Source organism: Motiliproteus coralliicola (genome assembly GCF_003345655.1).
GTDB lineage: Bacteria > Pseudomonadota > Gammaproteobacteria > Pseudomonadales > Balneatricaceae > Motiliproteus > Motiliproteus coralliicola.
This window is the reverse complement of the sequence record NZ_QQOH01000001.1, coordinates 1,145,120-1,161,056: the sequence shown is the minus strand read 5'-3', so window position 1 is coordinate 1,161,056 and position 15,937 is coordinate 1,145,120. Positions and strand designations below refer to the sequence as shown.

The window sequence follows — 15,937 nt, the reverse complement described above, 5'->3', positions numbered from 1 at the left end:
CGGTTGGGATCAATTGAGGCTTTCGATCTCTGCCAGCAGGGCGTTGAGCAGTTCCTCACCGCGGGAGCCGGTCATGTCGGTGTAAGCGGAATGGGTCGCCTTGCTGCGATCGCGGAATACCGCGCGCTCTTCGTTGCTCAGCTCGACCATCTTGATCTCGGGCTTGGCCGCTTTGATCTTGGCCAGCTTCTCATCGTTGAAGCGCTGGACCACATCAAAGATAAAGCCTTCCATTTCGTTCAGGGTTTCCTTGATCAACTTCTGACGATGGGGCGGTTGGGTTTCGAACCAGTCGGTGCCGGACATGACCGAGGTGACCAGCTCCTGTTCGCCGGCCCAGATCATGTAGTCGGTGACTTCGTAGAACTTCATCTCTTCGATGGCGGAAGCCGGGTTGACCTGACCGTCGACCTGCTTGAGTTGCAGTGCGCCATAGACCTCGCCAAACGGCAGCGGGGTCGGACTGGCACCCAGATCTTCATAGGCTTTGAGCAGGATCGGCGAGACCATCACCCGCATTTTGAAGTTCTCGAAATCAGCTGGATTGCGGATCTCTCGGTTGGTGGTCCAGACCACCGGGCCTTGCGAATACATGGTGTGAAGCTTCAGACCGCGGTTTTCGAAGTCCTGACCCAGTTGATCGTAGATCACCGGGCTGGAAGCCAGCATCTTGGAGATCGCACGCTGATCGTTAGGCAGGGTATAGGTCAGCAGGAACATCTGGGATTCGGGCACGATGGTACCCAGGTTGCCGACCGAGACATTGGTGAACTGGACAACGCCGTCGGCGACCTGTTCAACCAGCTCGGTAGGGGTGCCCAGCGAGCCGAGCGGGTAGACCTTGACGGTCACGTCGCCGTTGGTTTTGGTTTCGATGCGCTTCTTAAATTCCTGCGCATAGGTATCCATGATGGAGCCCGGGATCTCTTCGATCGCGAATTTCCACTCTTCCGCCATGACGGTGGTGGGTGCCAGCGCAACGGCAGCAGAAAGAATCAACCCATTAAACATCTTCTTCAGTTCTAGCATGGTCTTTACCTTAGTTGTTGTTGTGTAGGTGTTGGGTGCCGGCTAGGTACAGTTCGAGTATCGCAAAATCAGTATCATCAAAAAATATAAAAGTACTTATATTCACATTTGAATAATTGATGTAAGTTTTGAGTTAAAGCCCAGCTTTTCGGGTGCCCGTTTTAGCGGAGTGGTGATCAGTGAGCGGGGGATCTTGGGCGTAATGCCAGCGAATTGTCAGAGGAACAGGTCATGGCCACACATTCGATTAAGCATATGGTGACTTTCTGTACCGTGGTCGAAAACGGCGGCTTTGTCGGAGCACAGTCAGCGCTGGGGATGAGCCAGCCGGCGATCAGTACCCATATCAAGGACTTCGAAATCCGTCTGGGTTTCCAGCTCTGTCACCGCGGGCGCAGCGGCTTTCGACTGACCGAGAAAGGCCGTCACACCTACCAGAAGTGTCGGGAAATGCTCAATGCGATCTCCGATTTTGAAGCGGATCTGGGCGAGCTTCGAAATACCCTGACCGGAACGCTGCGGGTGGGTTTGATCGACAATACCGTCACCAATCGGGAGTTTCCGATCCCCGAGGCGATCAATCGTTTCTACAGTCGTACCAACGAGGTTTCGATCAAGCTGACGGTACAGTCGCCGGAGGAGCTGGAGCGGGATCTGCTCAACGGCAATCTACATCTGGCAATCGGGATCTTCCAAAACCGCCACAGCAACCTCAGTTACCGCCATCTCTACACCGAACAGCACGGGTTCTACTGTGGCCACCGGCACCCGCTGTTTGACCTGCCTGCGGCCGAGATCACCCCGGATCGTATACGGGAGCACGCCATTTCGACCCGAGCCTACCTGCAGCATGCGGACCTCAAAGGCTTTCGGCTCAGCCAGGGGGTGGCGTCGGTTTCCAATATGGAGGCCCAGGCGATCCTGATAACCAGTGGCAGCTTTATCGGTTTTTTGCCGGAGCACTATGCGGAACAGTGGGTTCAACGCGGGGAGATGCGGGCTTTCGATCATCTCGGGTTAAGCTGGAAATCGGACTTTTGCTTGGCGACCCGGGCCTCGCCGGCTCCCCAGAATATCGTCAAGGTCTTCACTCAGGATATCGAGGACGCCATTGCAGAGCTGGCGGGTTAATCCTGCGGCAAAGATTGACGCCTTGATTCTGCGCTAGAGGATGCCTTCGCCCAAGGGCGGTGGCTGCTCCTGCAGCAACTGAGTCAGCCGCTTCAAACCTTCGACCAGAGCCGCTTCGGAGGTGGCCGAAGAGACGCTGATCCGTATTGAGTGGGGGGCTGCCTGATGACCCACTACAAAGGGTTCGGCGCCGGTGAGGCTGACTCCTCGGGCACGTGCCTGGGAGATAAAACTCTCGGCCCGCCAGGCTTCGGGTAACGCCAGCCAGATCAACGGCCCGTTAGGGGCGGCCAGGTAATCGAAGCCGCTGAGGATATCCGCCGCCAGTTGTTGGCGTCGAAGCAGAGTACGGCGCTGCCAGTCCGCCAACCGCGACGCCGTTCCGTCATCGATCCAGCGACTGGCCACCTCGGCGGTCATCGGGCTCGCCATCCAACTGCTGGCACGCAGTCGGCCCACCACAGCATCCAACTGGCCCTTGGGGGGGACCAGATAACCCAACCGTAGCCCCGAGGCGAGCGCCTTGGAAAAACCGCTGAGATAGTAGCTGTTGTCGGGCAGATAGGCAGCGATCGGACGCCGCTTCTGATCGCTTAGCGGGCCGAAGATGTCATCCTCCACCACCGCAATGCCGTAATGCCGGGCGACGGCTGCCAGTGCCTGGCGACGTGATTCACTCTGGGTCGCGCTGGTGGGGTTATGCAGATTCGGCGTCAGGCATAGCGCGTCCGGTACCCGCTGCTGGCAAAGATGCTCCAGCGCCTCGGGAACCATCCCTTCGGCATCGATCTCGACCCCTTCAAGCTTGATGTTTAGGGTCCTGGCTAGCGCGATCAGGCCATGGTCCACCAGGGCTTCACAAGCCACGATCCCCCCCGGTTTGACCAGACTGCTCAAGGCGATCATCAGCCCATGGGTGACGCCGTTGCAAAGGCAGATCTGGTCGGCGCTCGCCTCGATCCCCTGTTGATCCAACCAGCGGCTGGCAGCTTGGCGGTGGCGAGGCAGGCCGGCGAAGGGTTTGACCACCGTGATCAGCTCGGTCCCTTCAGGACTGTTGGCGATCTCCTGCAGGGTTTGACTGAATGCCTGTTGCTGGATGTTTCCGGCGATGGCGCTGGCAATCGACAGGTCGATCAGCGTGTCGCTGGTATCGCTGCCGGGCTTGAGAAATTCGGCTTGCTGCTCGGCCTGGCGATGGCCGACATAGGTTCCGCTGCCCACCTTGCCATGGACATAGCCCTGTTGCTCGGCATGGGCATAGGCAAAGCTGACGGTTTGGACGCTGACACCCAGGTGCTCGGCCAGGTTTCGGTGGGTCGGCAGCTTGTCGCCGCTTTGCAGCTGACCGGAGTCCACCGCCGCACAGATGGCCAGGGCGATACGGCGGTATCGCGGCCCCGTTTGTGCCGGGAGTTGTGAGCGGATCGCTTCAATCATAATTGTCATGATTTAATATTTTGATTGACATGAATTGATTGCTGAATAATCTAAATGTAATGATTTTGGCAGGATCAGTCGATCCACCCAGGTACAGCCCGAGCTCTTCAAGGCAGCATCTACACTGACCTGAAGCTCGGTTTTACCGCCGGCAAAGGGGCCAGATCATTATCCGAATCGAATATAACACTCAGTACAATTTGAATGTACTGAATTGATAGGGACGCGGTACTTTCTCGGCATGAACGGTGAAAGTATCGCTGCCCATCTGAGGTTAATCAGTATGAGCCAAAACGCTTACGAATCCGGACGCCTGAACCTGCCCTTTGTTGGGTTCTGCACCTTTGCCAAAAGCCCCACCTGCGAACAGTGGGATCAGATCGACGCCGATGTCGCCTTTATGGGTGCCCCTTTTGATTGCGGAACCCAATGGCGCTCCGGCGCACGTATGGGGCCTCGCTCGGTCCGCGAAGCTTCGACGCTGTTCTCCTTTGGTCACAGCGGCGCTTATGATCATGAAGATGATGTGATGTATCTGGAAGGGGTGCGGATTCAGGATATCGGCGATGCCGATATGGTCCACACCAATACCGAGAAGTCCCACGCCAACATCGAGTACGGCGTACGTAAAATCCTGGAGGCCGGTGCCATGCCGGTAGTGGTCGGCGGTGATCACTCGGTCAATGCCCCCTGTATCCGCGCCTTTGCCGATGCCGGTAAAGGGCCGATCCATATTATCCAGATCGATGCCCACTTGGATTTTGTCGATGAGCGACACGGGGTGCGCTTCGGTCACGGCAACCCGATCCGTCGGGCTTCCGAACAGGACCATATTACCGGCATGACCCAGCTGGGGATCCGAAACGTGTCCTCCTCCAACCGTCATGACCACCAGGCTGCCGAAGCGGCGGGCTCGACGGTGCTGTCGGTACGCGATGTCCGCCGCCTAGGGCCGGAAGGGGTGCTGGCGTTGATTCCGGAAGGGGTGAACTATTACATCACCATCGATATCGATGGTTTCGATCCGTCGATTGCTCCCGGCACCGGAACACCCAGTCACGGCGGTTTCACCTACTACGAAGTGATGGAGGTGTTGCAGGGGGTAGCCAATAAAGGTGAGGTCGTGGGTATCGATCTGTGCGAAGTGGCACCCGACTATGATCCGACCGGATCCACCAGCATCCTGGCGGCCCAGGTATTGATGAACCTGATCGGCTATGTCTTCCATGCCCGTGGCAAACGCCAGGCGCAGGAGTAGTCTGTTACCCCCCCTCGTTTCTCTAACGATAGTTACACAGGTTGTCCCTTGAGGTGATCTGATTGATTTCGCATAGGTCTAATCCAAGTTAGTGCTCAAGGCCATATGTGCGCTAGAGGAGACCAGGGTCGGTAGCTGGCGAATCTTACGAACGGCCACAAAAAAGGGCTGCCCTAGGGCAGCCCTTTTTCAATAGCATCAGCGTTGATTAGGCTTTGGCCGGAGCGGTTCCCGCATCGGTTTCTACCTTGGTCGTTTCACGCTTCTTCTTGCTCCAGAAGTCAGCATTCTTGATGCCGAGTCTTTCCGGATCGAAAGTGTATTCGGTAACGCCTGCTTTCTGCTGCGCTTCGTAATCTTTCAGCGCCTTCAGAGCCGGCTTGGCCATGAAGAAGATGATCAGGATGCCGATGATGTTCAGCCACGCCATCAGGCCTACACCGACGTCACCCATGCCCCACGCCAGGTTGGCGGTCTTCACGGCACCGTAGAAGGTGGCGCCCATCAGCACGACCTTCAGGGCGAAGATCAGGCCCGGGATATGCAGGCTGCGCTGGATGTAAGCCACGTTGGTCTCAGCGATGTAGTAGTACGCCAGGATGGTGGTGAAGGAGAAGAAGAACAGCGCCAGGGCGATAAACGGCTTGCCGACACCCGGCAATACGCTCTCAACCGCCATCTGAGTAAAGGCGGGGCTGTTGGCGGCGATATCGGCGGCAACGTTCTGGATCAGGAATGCATCACCCACACCGTGAACGTTGTAGGCTCCGGTGATCAGGATCATCAGCGCGGTAGCGGTACAGACGAACAGAGTATCGATATAGACCGAGAACGCCTGGACCAGACCCTGCTGAGCCGGGTGCTTAACCGCAGCAGCGGCGGCAGCGTGAGGGCCAGTACCCTGACCAGCTTCGTTGGAGTAAACACCACGCTTAACACCCCAGCCGATAGCAGCACCCACACCCGCCATTGGTGTGAAGGCGTCGCCGATGATCATGCCGAAGATAGCCGGCAGCTGATCAACGTTCAGGGCTACGATGACACAGGCGATGATGATGTAGGCCAGCGCCATGAACGGAACTACGATCTCGGTGAAGCGGGCGATCCGCTTAACACCACCGAAGATGATGAAGCCCAGAATCAACACGATAGCCAGACCGGAGATGATCTTGGCAGAGCTCAGTTCGCCCATGCCGGTCTGAATCATCTGGCCCGGACCGAAGGCCATCTCGACCGCATTACCGATACTGTTGGACTGTACCCCCGGCAGCAGCACACCACAGGCCAGGATGGTCGCGATCGCAAAGATCCAGGCGTACCACTTCTGTCCCATCGCTTTTTCGATGTAGTAAGCCGGACCACCACGGTACTGACCGTCCTGCTCTTCTTTGTAGATCTGAGCCAGGGTGGACTCGGTGTAGGCGGTGGCGGCGCCCAGGAAGGCAACAACCCACATCCAGAAGACCGCACCAGGACCACCGAAGCCGATGGCAGCGGCGACACCGGCGATGTTACCGGTACCGACCCGACCGGACAGCGATACGGCCAGGGCTTGGAAGGAGGAGATGCCCTTGTCGGATTCTTTATTGGACAACAGCAGGCGCCACATCTCCCGGAAGTGACGTACCTGAACAAAACGGGTGAGAATTGAGTAGAACAGACCGGCACCCAAGCACAGATAGATCAGTGCGGGGCTCCAGATGATACCGTTGAGAAAATCAACCAGGCCTTGCATAAATGCTCCCTATATTATTGTTAAGCCAGCCCTCTTTACTGGGGTTGGGCCGGAACGCGCTGCATTATAGGGTAAATGCGACTAAATATTGATACATTCGTCAAAATAATTTGACACGCGCGCAGGGTCGGGAGAAGCGTCGTTGACGCTGCTGTACGGGGCAGAAATCCATCAGCATCAGGGTGCCGATTCACCGGTCTGATAGTGAACTTTCCGGCCTGTTGCCCGAATTGCTTCTCCAACCGTTAATAACGTGTTCCTTGTTGAAAACCCAACTGAAACATCCGTTTTAATTCCGCGTTTTTTTCTCTGATCTGGATCAGCTATCGACAGAGTATTGCTGGAGCTGAGGCGGCAGAAGCGTATGCTGTCGCTATACTAAGTTTGGTAACCGATCCACATTTAAAGAACAGGGCTGTTTGGCCCTGATACCGACGTCGTGCCGGATCGGACGGGTGAATATCATGAAAAAGCGATTTGAACGTAAAACGGTCTATATCTACGAACTCAACGGTCAGGAGAAGATCAAGGTCACCAGTGCCGAAGAAGCGGCTCACTGGGACGAGGTGTTTGAACTGGCCGAAGAGGTTGATCAATTGCTGCTGGACAAGCCGCCGTCGATCAAACTCAACGAAGAGCAGCGCACTGAAATGAGTCTGTATCTGGCCCAGCAACGCGATGAACTAGGGATCCTGTTCGGCGGTACAGGCGACGGAGAAAGCAAAAAAGAGAGCAGCAAAGAGAGTGCTGACGAGAGCAAGGAAGCGAAGCCGAAGCTAGTCAAAACGGGTGAAACTGAAGGTGTAGGTAAAGCGGAAAAAGTTAAGAAACAGGACTTCGTCAAAGAATTCAAGCGTCCGGTCGAGCCGCTCAAGGATGGTTTTAGTATCTAACACCCTGCAAAGACGTTGACCGCCAGCAGCTCGCACCGCCTGCAGCAAGGCCGCGGTGTGAGTTTGCGTGTCACCTCGGCGGTATGGTCTAGTCTAAATAGAGCATAAGTAGTCGATAAGGATTCGATGTGGCCTCAGTAATCCGGTCGGTAGTCTCGGTAGTCATTATCTTGCTCAGCCTCTCGGCAACCGCCAATGCCGAAGGTGATGCGTCAGTGCTATTGGCTCTGAAGCAGGACTCGCAGCCAAAGTACTTCCTCAATGCCCCCCATCATCAGGGATTATGTGACCGGATCTACGCCGAATTACAGAAGCGTCTGCGTCAGGAAGGCATTCAGCTTCAAGTTCAGAAACCCTTTATTCCGATAAAACGTCTGTTGAAACAGATTGAACACGGCGCGGCCGATCTTTTCTGTGGGGCCGGTCGCAACGCCGAGCGCGAAGCGAAATTCTATTACCTCAGCACACCGGTTTATGAGGTCAGCAACGTCGTGCTGGCACATCGGGATGAACCGCTGATGCCACAGACTTTCGCCGATCTCGCCACTATCGATCATGCGGTTGCCATCATCGATGGCACCTCTTCGGGGCGCTTTTTACAGCGACAGGGGGTTGAGCCTGGGGCTCTGTTTAATGAGATCAATCGTGCCATCAAAGCGGTGGCAGAAAACCCGCGGGTGCGATTCTTTTATTATCATGATTTGGGGCTAAATTACGCCCTGGTCAGTCATAAGAACCTGCCAATCCAGGTGGTGCCCAGCCGCTTTAGAACCGTGCCGCAGTGGATTCTGGTCAGTCGTCAAACCCCGGAGCCATTGCGCCAGGCAATGGAGAGTACGTTGGCGGGGATGCAGGCAGACGGGACCCTGGCTGCGATCGGGGCTGAGTTTTTAACGATTACGCCGTAAAGGCGGCCTGCAGCAGCTCACGGGTGTAGGCGTGGGTTGGAGCTTCGAACAGCTGCTTCGCCGGCCCCTGTTCCACTACGTCACCGGCTCGCATTACCAGCAATTGGTGACTCAGCGCTTTTACCACCGCCAGATCATGGCTGATAAACAGGTAGCTCAGTCCGTGGCGAGCCTGTAATTCACGCAACAACTCGATAATCTGCGACTGCACGGTGCGATCCAGCGCGGAGGTTGGCTCGTCCAGAATAATCAGCTTGGGTTTCAATACCAGGGCGCGGGCAATGGCGATTCGCTGGCGTTGGCCTCCGGAAAATTCGTGGGGGTAGCGCTGGCAAGCATCCGCATCCAGTCCAACCTCTCGCAATACGTCGATCACCATCTGAGGTCGAGTTATCGGATCCCCGATTGCGTGGATCTCCAAACCTTCGCTGATGATCTGTTCGATGGTCATCCGCGGGCTCAGGCTGCCGTAGGGGTCCTGAAATACCACCTGGAGCTGGCGCCGTATCGGCTTGAACTGTTTCTGGTTCAGCTGATCGATGCTCTGACCGTCGAACTGCATAGCTCCGTCGCTACTCAGTAGTCGCAAGATCGCAAGTCCCAGCGTGGTCTTACCCGAACCGGACTCCCCGACAATACCTAGCGTTTCCCCGGGTCTTAGTTCGATATCGACACCGTTGACCGCTTTGACGTGATCGACGGTACGCTTGAGCAGTCCCCGCTTGATCGGGAACCAGACTCTTAGTTGTTCCGTGCTCAACAGTGGGCTTTCATCGCCGTTTAGCGGCTTGGGTGAGCCGGTCGGTTCGGCGTCGAGCAGCATTCGGGTGTAGTCATGCTGCGGGTTTGAAAACAACGCGGCGGTGTCATTGTGCTCGACCAGCAAGCCCTGGTGCATGACGCAGACGCGATCCGCATAGCGGCGCACGATATTTAGATCGTGGCTGATCAGCAGGATCGCCATCCCCAGCTGTTGTTGAAGTTCGCGCAACAGTTGCAGGATCTGTTGGGCGATGGTCACATCCAGTGCGGTGGTGGGTTCATCGGCGATCAGCAACTCCGGTTCGTTGGCCAGTGCCATGGCGATCATCACCCGTTGCCGTTGGCCACCGGAAAGTTCGTGAGGATAGCTGTTCAGTCGGCTTTCAGGGTCGCGGATTCCAACCAGTGTCAGCAGCTCCAGAATCCGCTTGCGCGCATCAGGGCCGGTCATGCCCTTGTGGAGGAGCAGGGTTTCGCCGATCTGCTTTTCCAAGGTATGCAGCGGATTCAGCGAGGTCATCGGTTCTTGGAAGATGATGCTGATCCGGTCGCCGCGCAGCTGCCGCATACTGGCTTCGCCTGCCTGCAGCAGATCCTGACCACGATAGTGGATCGTGCCGCCCGGGTGTTCGGCCTGGCGCAGCAGCTTAAGAATCGATAGTGCGGTGACCGACTTGCCGGAGCCGGACTCGCCTACCAGCGCCAGGGTTTGTCCCGCTTGGATGTCGAAGCTGACCCCTTTAACGGCATCGGTGGCCTGGCCCTGCTGATGGAACCGCACCCGCAGATCCCGGATTTTGACTAAGGGTTCGGTGATCGTATCGCTCACAGCTCTTTCCTCGGGTCAAAGGCGTCCCGTACCGCTTCACCGATAAAGATCAGCAGCGTCAGCATCACCGACAGTACGATAAACGCACTCAAGCCCAGCCAGGGGGCGTGCAGGTTGGCTTTTCCCTGGGCTACCAGCTCACCCAGTGACGGAGAGCCGGGGGGCAGCCCAAAACCGAGAAAGTCCAGCGCGGTCAGGGTGACCACCGATCCATTGAAGATAAACGGCATAAAGGTCAGGGTCGCGACCATGGCGTTGGGGAGGATGTGGCGGAACATGATCAGGCGACTGCCGAGCCCCAGTGCCCTGGCGGCGCGAACGTATTCGAGATTGCGGCCACGCAGGAATTCGGCTCGCACCACATCGACCAGTTGCATCCAGGAGAACAGCAGCATAATCCCGAGCAGCCACCAGAAATTCGGCTCCACAATACTGGCCAGGATGATTAGAAGGAACAGCACCGGCAAGCCGGACCAGATCTCGATAAATCGTTGGAACAGCAGGTCGACCTTGCCGCCGTAATAGCCCTGGACCGCACCGGCGATCACACCGATCACCGAGCTGGCAGCGGTCAGAATCAGCGCAAACAGCATCGAAATCCGAAAACCGTAAATCACCCTGGCTAGTACATCACGCCCCTGGTCATCGGTGCCGAGCCAGTTCTCGCCGGTGGGCGGGGAGGGCGCCGGTACCGGCAGATCATAATTGATGGTGTTGTAGCTGAAGCGGATCGGCGGCCACAGCATCCATCCGCTGCCCTGTTGTTCAATCAGTTCCTGAACATAGGGGTCTTTGTAGTCTGCGCTGGAGTCGAATTCGCCACCGAAGCGGGTCTCGGCATAATCGTTCCACAGTGGGTAATAGAGCTGTTGCTGGTAGCTGATCAGCAGCGGTTTCTCATTGGCAATCAGCTCAGCACCGAGGCTGAGGATAAACAGGCTGCTGAGCAGCCATAGCGACCAGTAGCCGCGACGGTTCTGTCTGAATCGTGCCAACCGGCGTTGATTGATCGGGTTGAGCGGTTTCAGCGGTCAGCCCTCCCTGCTTTCGAAATCGATTCGCGGATCGACGATGACGTAGCAGATATCCGACACCAGTTTCAGCAACAGACCGATCAGGGTAAAGATATACAGGGTGCCGAAGATTACCGGGTAATCGCGATTGATCACCGCCTCGTAGCCCAGCAGGCCGAGGCCATCGAGGGAGAAGATCACTTCGATCAGCATCGAACCGGTAAAAAAGATGCTGACCAGGGCGGCGGGCATTCCAGCGATGATCAGCAGCATGGCGTTACGGAACACGTGGCCGTAGAGCACCTGATTCTCGGTCAAGCCCTTGGCCCGAGCGGTCAGCACATATTGCTTGCTGATCTCGTCCAGAAAGCTGTTCTTGGTCAGCATCGTCAGGGTGGCGAAGCTGGAGATCACCGACGCCAGCACCGGCAGGGTGATATGCCAGAAGTAATCGCCGATCTTGCCCAGCAGACTCAGCTCATCAAAGTTGGGTGAGGTCAGTCCTCGCAGCGGGAACCAGTCGAAATAGGTCCCGCCGGCAAACAGCACGATCAGCAGGATCGCAAACAGGAAGTTAGGAATCGCGTAGCCGACGATGATGGCCGAGCTGGTCCAGACGTCGAACGGCGTGCCGTCGCGGACTGCCTTCTTGATCCCCAGAGGAATCGATACCAGATAGGTGATCAGGGTGGCCCAGAGGCCCAGCGAGATCGATACCGGCAGTTTCTCGATAATCAGATCGACCACCCCTTTGTCGCTGTAGAAACTGCGGCCGAAATCGAACATTAGGTAGTTCTTCAGCATCTGGCCGAAGCGTTCCAGCGGCGGTTTGTCGAAGCCGTAGAGTTCCTCGATCTCGGCAATCAGCTTGGGATCCAGGCCTTGAGCACCACGGTAACCGGAGCTTTCGCCATTGAGGCTCTGGCTGTTGCTGCCCTGACTCAGGTCGCTCTGGACCGAACTGCCGATTCGGCTGGTGGCATCGGTGTTGAGCCCCTGCAGGTGGGCGATGGTTTGCTCGACCGGTCCGCCCGGTGCCGCCTGGATGATCAAGAAGTTGATCGTGAGGATGCCCAGCAGCGTTGGAATGATCAGCAGCAGGCGACGAAAAATATAGGCAGCCATCAGGGTTGGCTGCCCTCGTTGTTATCTGTGCCGGACTTCATCCACCAGGTATCGAAGCCGAGCGCGTACAGTGGGCGGGTGTCCGGCATGCCGAACTTGTCCCAGTAGGCGATTCGGTAGCTGTTGATGTGATACTGTGGAATCAGGTAATGGTTCCATTGCAGCGCCCGGTCCAGAGCACGGGTACGCAGTACCAGTTGCTCGCGGCTGGGCGCGCTGATTACTTGGTCTACCAGGTAATCGATGGCCGGGTTTTTAATCCCCATCAGGTTTCGACTGCCCTGAATATCGGCCATGGCGGAGTGCCAGAACTCGCGCTGTTCGTTGCCCGGCGAATTGGACTGGCCGTAGCTGTAGACCATCATGTCGTAGTCGAAGCTGCGCAGGCGATTGATATATTGGGAGACATCGACGATCCGGATACGTACGTCGATCCCCATCTTGTTCAGATTGCGGATAAAGGGGGCGACGACCCGCTCAAACTCTTTTTGCACCAGCAGTAGCTCGAAGCTGAACACCTGGCCCTGGGCGTTGGTCAGTTTGCCCTGCTTAATCTGCCAGCCGGCCTGCTTCAGCAGCCGCAGCCCCTGGCGCAACTGCTGCCGTAGTTTGCCGCTGCCGTCGGTGTTGGGTGCGCGGTAAACCTGATTAAACACCTCGGCCGGTAGTTGATCACGAATCGGCTCGAGGATCTTCAACTCCTTGGCATCGGGCAATTCGGTGGCGGCCATCTCCGAATTGGAGAAATAGCTGTGGGTGCGGGTGTAGGCGTTGTAGAAGATATTTTTGTTGGTCCACTCGAAATCAAACGCATAAGCCAGGGCCTGGCGTACCCGGCTGTCGGTAAACAGCGGTCGACGCGAATTCAGGACAAAGGCCTGCATGCCGGTTGGGTTGCTGTGGCGGATCTCGTCGCGCAGGATTTCGCCGTTGTCGAACATCGGACCGTTATAGCTGGTTGCCCAGTTCTTCGACGAGGTCTCCTGACGGAAGTCGTACTCGCCAGCTTTAAAAGCCTCCAGGGCTACGGTGGTGTCACGGTAGTAGTCATAGCGGATCTGGCCATAGTTATGGCGACCGCGGTTAACCGGTAGATCTTGGCCCCAGTAATCTGTGCGCAGACGGTAAGTCAGCGAGCGGCCGGGATCGTAACTGTCGATCAGGTAAGGGCCGGATCCCACGGGGATATCCAGGCCGGGGCTGCTGAAATCTCGACCCTGCCAGTAATGTTTCGGCAGGATGGCTACTTCCCCGACGATCAGCGGCAGCTCACGGTTCTGGCTTGGTTTGAAGCGAAATTCGACGGTCCGATCGTCGATCGCTTCGATCGTCTCGATATCGGCGTAGTAAGCACGGTAGAACGGATTGCCCTGCTCGCGTAGCAGCTTAAAGCTGTAGATGACATCGTCGCTGGTCACCGGCTTGCCGTCACTGAACTGGGCTTCCTGCCGGATTTTAAACCGGATCCAACTACGGTCCTCCGGCATTACCACCGACTCGGCCAGTAGTCCGTATTGGCTGAAGGGCTCGTCTTGCGATTTGACCATCAGGCTATCGTAAATCTGTCCAACCCCTGCGGCCGGTGTGCCTTTGATGATAAAGGGGTTGAAGCTGTCAAAGGTGCCCAGTGCCCAGCGGCGTACGGTGCCGCCCTTAGGGGCCTCGGGATTGGTGTATTCGAAGTGATCAAAGCCGGCCGAGTACTTGGGGGTTCCATGCATGGCGATGGCATGTTGAGGCCGTGGTTCGTCGGCCTGTACCAGCGCGATCGGGGTGGAAACAAGCAGTGCAAGGCTCAACAGAGCAGTTTTTATCGGGGCAACCATGCCTGGGATCCTTATCCGTGACTTCGATCCGGAAAATATGCAAACGGAGCGTCTGAGCTTATCAAACAAGTCGTAGGTGATTCGAGCCTGAATGCCTCACTGAGTTCCGTTAACAGATTAATCTAAAGGGATTATTAATCCTGCTTGATTAAAGAATAGTCATTCGTTTGTCAGAAGCGTGCTGTTATTGGCTGATGGAGATAAATGTCGTGCTCCAGCGGTGCAGGGCAGTAGCAAAGCGCTTGGCAAGGAGCTTGGTTACGAAATCGACGAGGGGTTCGGTTTTGATAACGGCAGCAAAATTACTTGAAACAAAGCCTGAGGCAAGGCTTAACGATGAGCAGTGATTAGCAGCGCAGGGAGTCGGGCTGGGGTGAGAAAACAAAAAGCCCCGGGGGACCGGGGCTTGGACGCAAAAGATCGTCTAAAGAATGATGAGGATAAACATCACACAATTGCTTGCGCAGATGTGTACGCTGAAGACCGAAGGGTCTCAGTTGAATCAAATTGCACGGATAACAAATCGATTCAACTGAAACCGATCTAAAGGTTTCCCTTGTCGATCAGCGATGGAGGCATATTAGGCCTGCCCAGCAATCTTGGCAAACGACGGATTTTCAGACAATAGGTGAAAAAAACTAATCTAAGAAGTTTGGCTGATGAGGGCTTGTAAGTTGTTTTGACCCGATAGTGGCTAGCTCTTTATGGCGTGGCCGGGACTGGCCGGGTCGGGATAACCGCGGGTTAAAACCAAAGTCGATGAAAATTGTTAACCGGATTGTTGCTGCAGCTGGGGGAGGGGTGTAGCAGAGGCGGCAACCAAGCCCTGACCTGGGTCGGTGCTGAGATTGGTTGCCAGTTGCTTACTGTTGGCAGCAAGGACGCATGCGGCAACGGCCGCTTTACGGCAGGAGTTGCCGATTTCAGGCGTTGGCGCAACCGGTTAAGAGTTGCTTGCTGCTGCTGAAGGGGGCTCGGTATTAGGGACCGGCTGCTCTGCCACGGCTGGTACGTTTGGCTCGGTCGCTGTTTCGATGCTGGCTTGGCGGGAAGGTGGGTCGATCGGGGTCAGGCGGATCAGCAGGCCGAACTGGGGGTGGTCCAGATAGTGAAGCTCATTACGGCGCATCCGGCGGGGTTGGTCCAGTCGGGTGGTCAGGTAGCCGTCGTGGTTGATCTTTGCTTGGACGGAGGGTGCCGGCAGGGCGCTCAGGCTGTTGATGGCTTCGTCGCTGTCTGCGCCGATAGCGTCGGTGTCAATTGTTGCTGGTTCCGGATCAGTCGAGTCCTGCGACAGGGCTTCAGGGTGGCGTGGCTGCCAGTCGGCAGGAAGCGGGCGGCTCAAAAACAGGTTGGGGCGCAAATGGAGAAAGCGTGCCAGTGATAAGGTGAACTCGCCCTCGAGCTCGAACAGGCCGTTCTCGAGTCGGTCACCACCACGTATCGCGATGGCTCGGTTCTTGCCTGGATCGTGGACCGGCTGGTTCCAGGTAGCGTCTAGCAGGATGCGGTGGCCACCTTGGCGTAGACGTTTGCGGCTGATTGGAGCAATCGGTTCCTCATCGTCGTTGATTTTCAGACGCTGGCTGGCTGACAACAGCACGAAAGCTCCGTCGCTGTATTCCTGCCGTAGCGGAGTCGGACGACCGTCGGTCGACGAGGGTCCTGACTCGGTTCGGTTTGGAAGCTGGCGCAACTGTTTCGTGCTGAGCAGTTGGATCGCGTTGGTGTCGAAGCTGGGCTGCAACTGTTCGTCCCAGTATTCGGCCTGCAGGGAGTCAGCGGGTTGGGTGAAGACCAGCAGTTCAACCTGGTACCAATAGACTTTTTTGGCGGCAAGCTCTGTTCCCTGGGCCTGGACAGTGGTTCCGAACAGGCTCAGCCCGCCGATCAGCAGGCTCGTTTTGGCGAGCCTGGCCAGCTTGGCGGTAAAGTGGAATCCGGTCTGGCTGGGATGGCCAAAAAAGGTGCTGTTCATACCGTTCCTG

The 15,937-nt window shown here is 56.7% G+C and carries 12 protein-coding genes; 4 read left to right on the top strand and 8 right to left on the bottom strand.

Annotation, left to right across the window (positions count from 1 at the left end; translation table 11 throughout):
- Positions 1-9: 9 nt before the first annotated feature.
- Positions 10-1,029, bottom strand: a complete 1,020-nt coding sequence (locus DV711_RS05105; RefSeq protein ID WP_114694547.1) for a TRAP transporter substrate-binding protein — start codon at positions 1,027-1,029, stop codon at positions 10-12.
- A 231-nt stretch (positions 1,030-1,260) separates the two neighbouring features.
- Here DV711_RS05105 and DV711_RS05100 point away from each other — a divergent pair, with 231 nt between their 5' ends.
- A complete protein-coding gene (locus tag DV711_RS05100) occupies positions 1,261-2,160 on the top strand; it encodes a LysR family transcriptional regulator (protein WP_243633734.1) in 900 nt (299 codons plus the stop codon).
- A gap of 33 nt (positions 2,161-2,193) precedes the next feature.
- On the opposite strand, the gene ehuR is transcribed toward DV711_RS05100, so the two are convergent.
- Positions 2,194-3,609, bottom strand: coding sequence for a MocR-like ectoine utilization transcription factor EhuR (gene ehuR, locus DV711_RS05095; RefSeq protein ID WP_114694546.1), 1,416 nt, complete (start codon positions 3,607-3,609; stop codon positions 2,194-2,196).
- Between the two features lie 274 nt (positions 3,610-3,883).
- Between ehuR and speB the strand changes: the two genes are divergently transcribed.
- Positions 3,884-4,858, top strand: coding sequence for an agmatinase (speB, locus tag DV711_RS05090; protein WP_114694925.1), 975 nt, complete (start codon positions 3,884-3,886; stop codon positions 4,856-4,858).
- Positions 4,859-5,066: 208 nt separating this feature from the next.
- On the opposite strand, the gene DV711_RS05085 is transcribed toward speB, so the two are convergent.
- Positions 5,067-6,593 (bottom strand): alanine/glycine:cation symporter family protein, encoded by a 1,527-nt coding sequence (locus DV711_RS05085; RefSeq protein WP_114694545.1) that lies wholly within the window; start codon positions 6,591-6,593, stop codon positions 5,067-5,069.
- Between the two features lie 464 nt (positions 6,594-7,057).
- Between DV711_RS05085 and DV711_RS05080 the strand changes: the two genes are divergently transcribed.
- A complete protein-coding gene (locus DV711_RS05080; protein WP_133297399.1) occupies positions 7,058-7,486 on the top strand; it encodes a YebG family protein in 429 nt (142 codons plus the stop codon).
- 128 nt (positions 7,487-7,614) lie between these two features.
- Complete coding sequence (locus DV711_RS05075) at positions 7,615-8,394, top strand: substrate-binding periplasmic protein (RefSeq protein ID WP_114694543.1); 780 nt, start codon at positions 7,615-7,617, stop codon at positions 8,392-8,394.
- On the opposite strand, the gene DV711_RS05070 is transcribed toward DV711_RS05075, so the two are convergent.
- The 5 genes from DV711_RS05070 to DV711_RS05050 all read right to left on the bottom strand — a co-directional run bounded on the left by DV711_RS05070 (position 8,384) and on the right by DV711_RS05050 (position 15,927).
- Complete coding sequence (locus DV711_RS05070; RefSeq protein WP_114694924.1) at positions 8,384-9,973, bottom strand: ABC transporter ATP-binding protein; 1,590 nt, start codon at positions 9,971-9,973, stop codon at positions 8,384-8,386. The two genes, DV711_RS05075 and DV711_RS05070, sit on opposite strands and share 11 nt — an antisense overlap.
- Positions 9,974-9,981: 8 nt before the next feature.
- A complete protein-coding gene (locus tag DV711_RS05065) occupies positions 9,982-11,013 on the bottom strand; it encodes an ABC transporter permease (RefSeq protein ID WP_114694542.1) in 1,032 nt (343 codons plus the stop codon).
- A 3-nt stretch (positions 11,014-11,016) separates the two neighbouring features.
- Positions 11,017-12,123, bottom strand: a complete 1,107-nt coding sequence (locus DV711_RS05060) for a microcin C ABC transporter permease YejB (RefSeq protein WP_114694541.1) — start codon at positions 12,121-12,123, stop codon at positions 11,017-11,019.
- Positions 12,123-13,949, bottom strand: a complete 1,827-nt coding sequence (locus DV711_RS05055; RefSeq protein ID WP_114694540.1) for an extracellular solute-binding protein — start codon at positions 13,947-13,949, stop codon at positions 12,123-12,125. The genes DV711_RS05060 and DV711_RS05055 overlap by 1 nt, the downstream gene beginning before the upstream one ends.
- A 943-nt stretch (positions 13,950-14,892) precedes the next feature.
- Positions 14,893-15,927 (bottom strand): CsiV family protein, encoded by a 1,035-nt coding sequence (locus tag DV711_RS05050; protein WP_114694539.1) that lies wholly within the window; start codon positions 15,925-15,927, stop codon positions 14,893-14,895.
- Between the last annotated feature and the right edge of the window lie 10 nt (positions 15,928-15,937).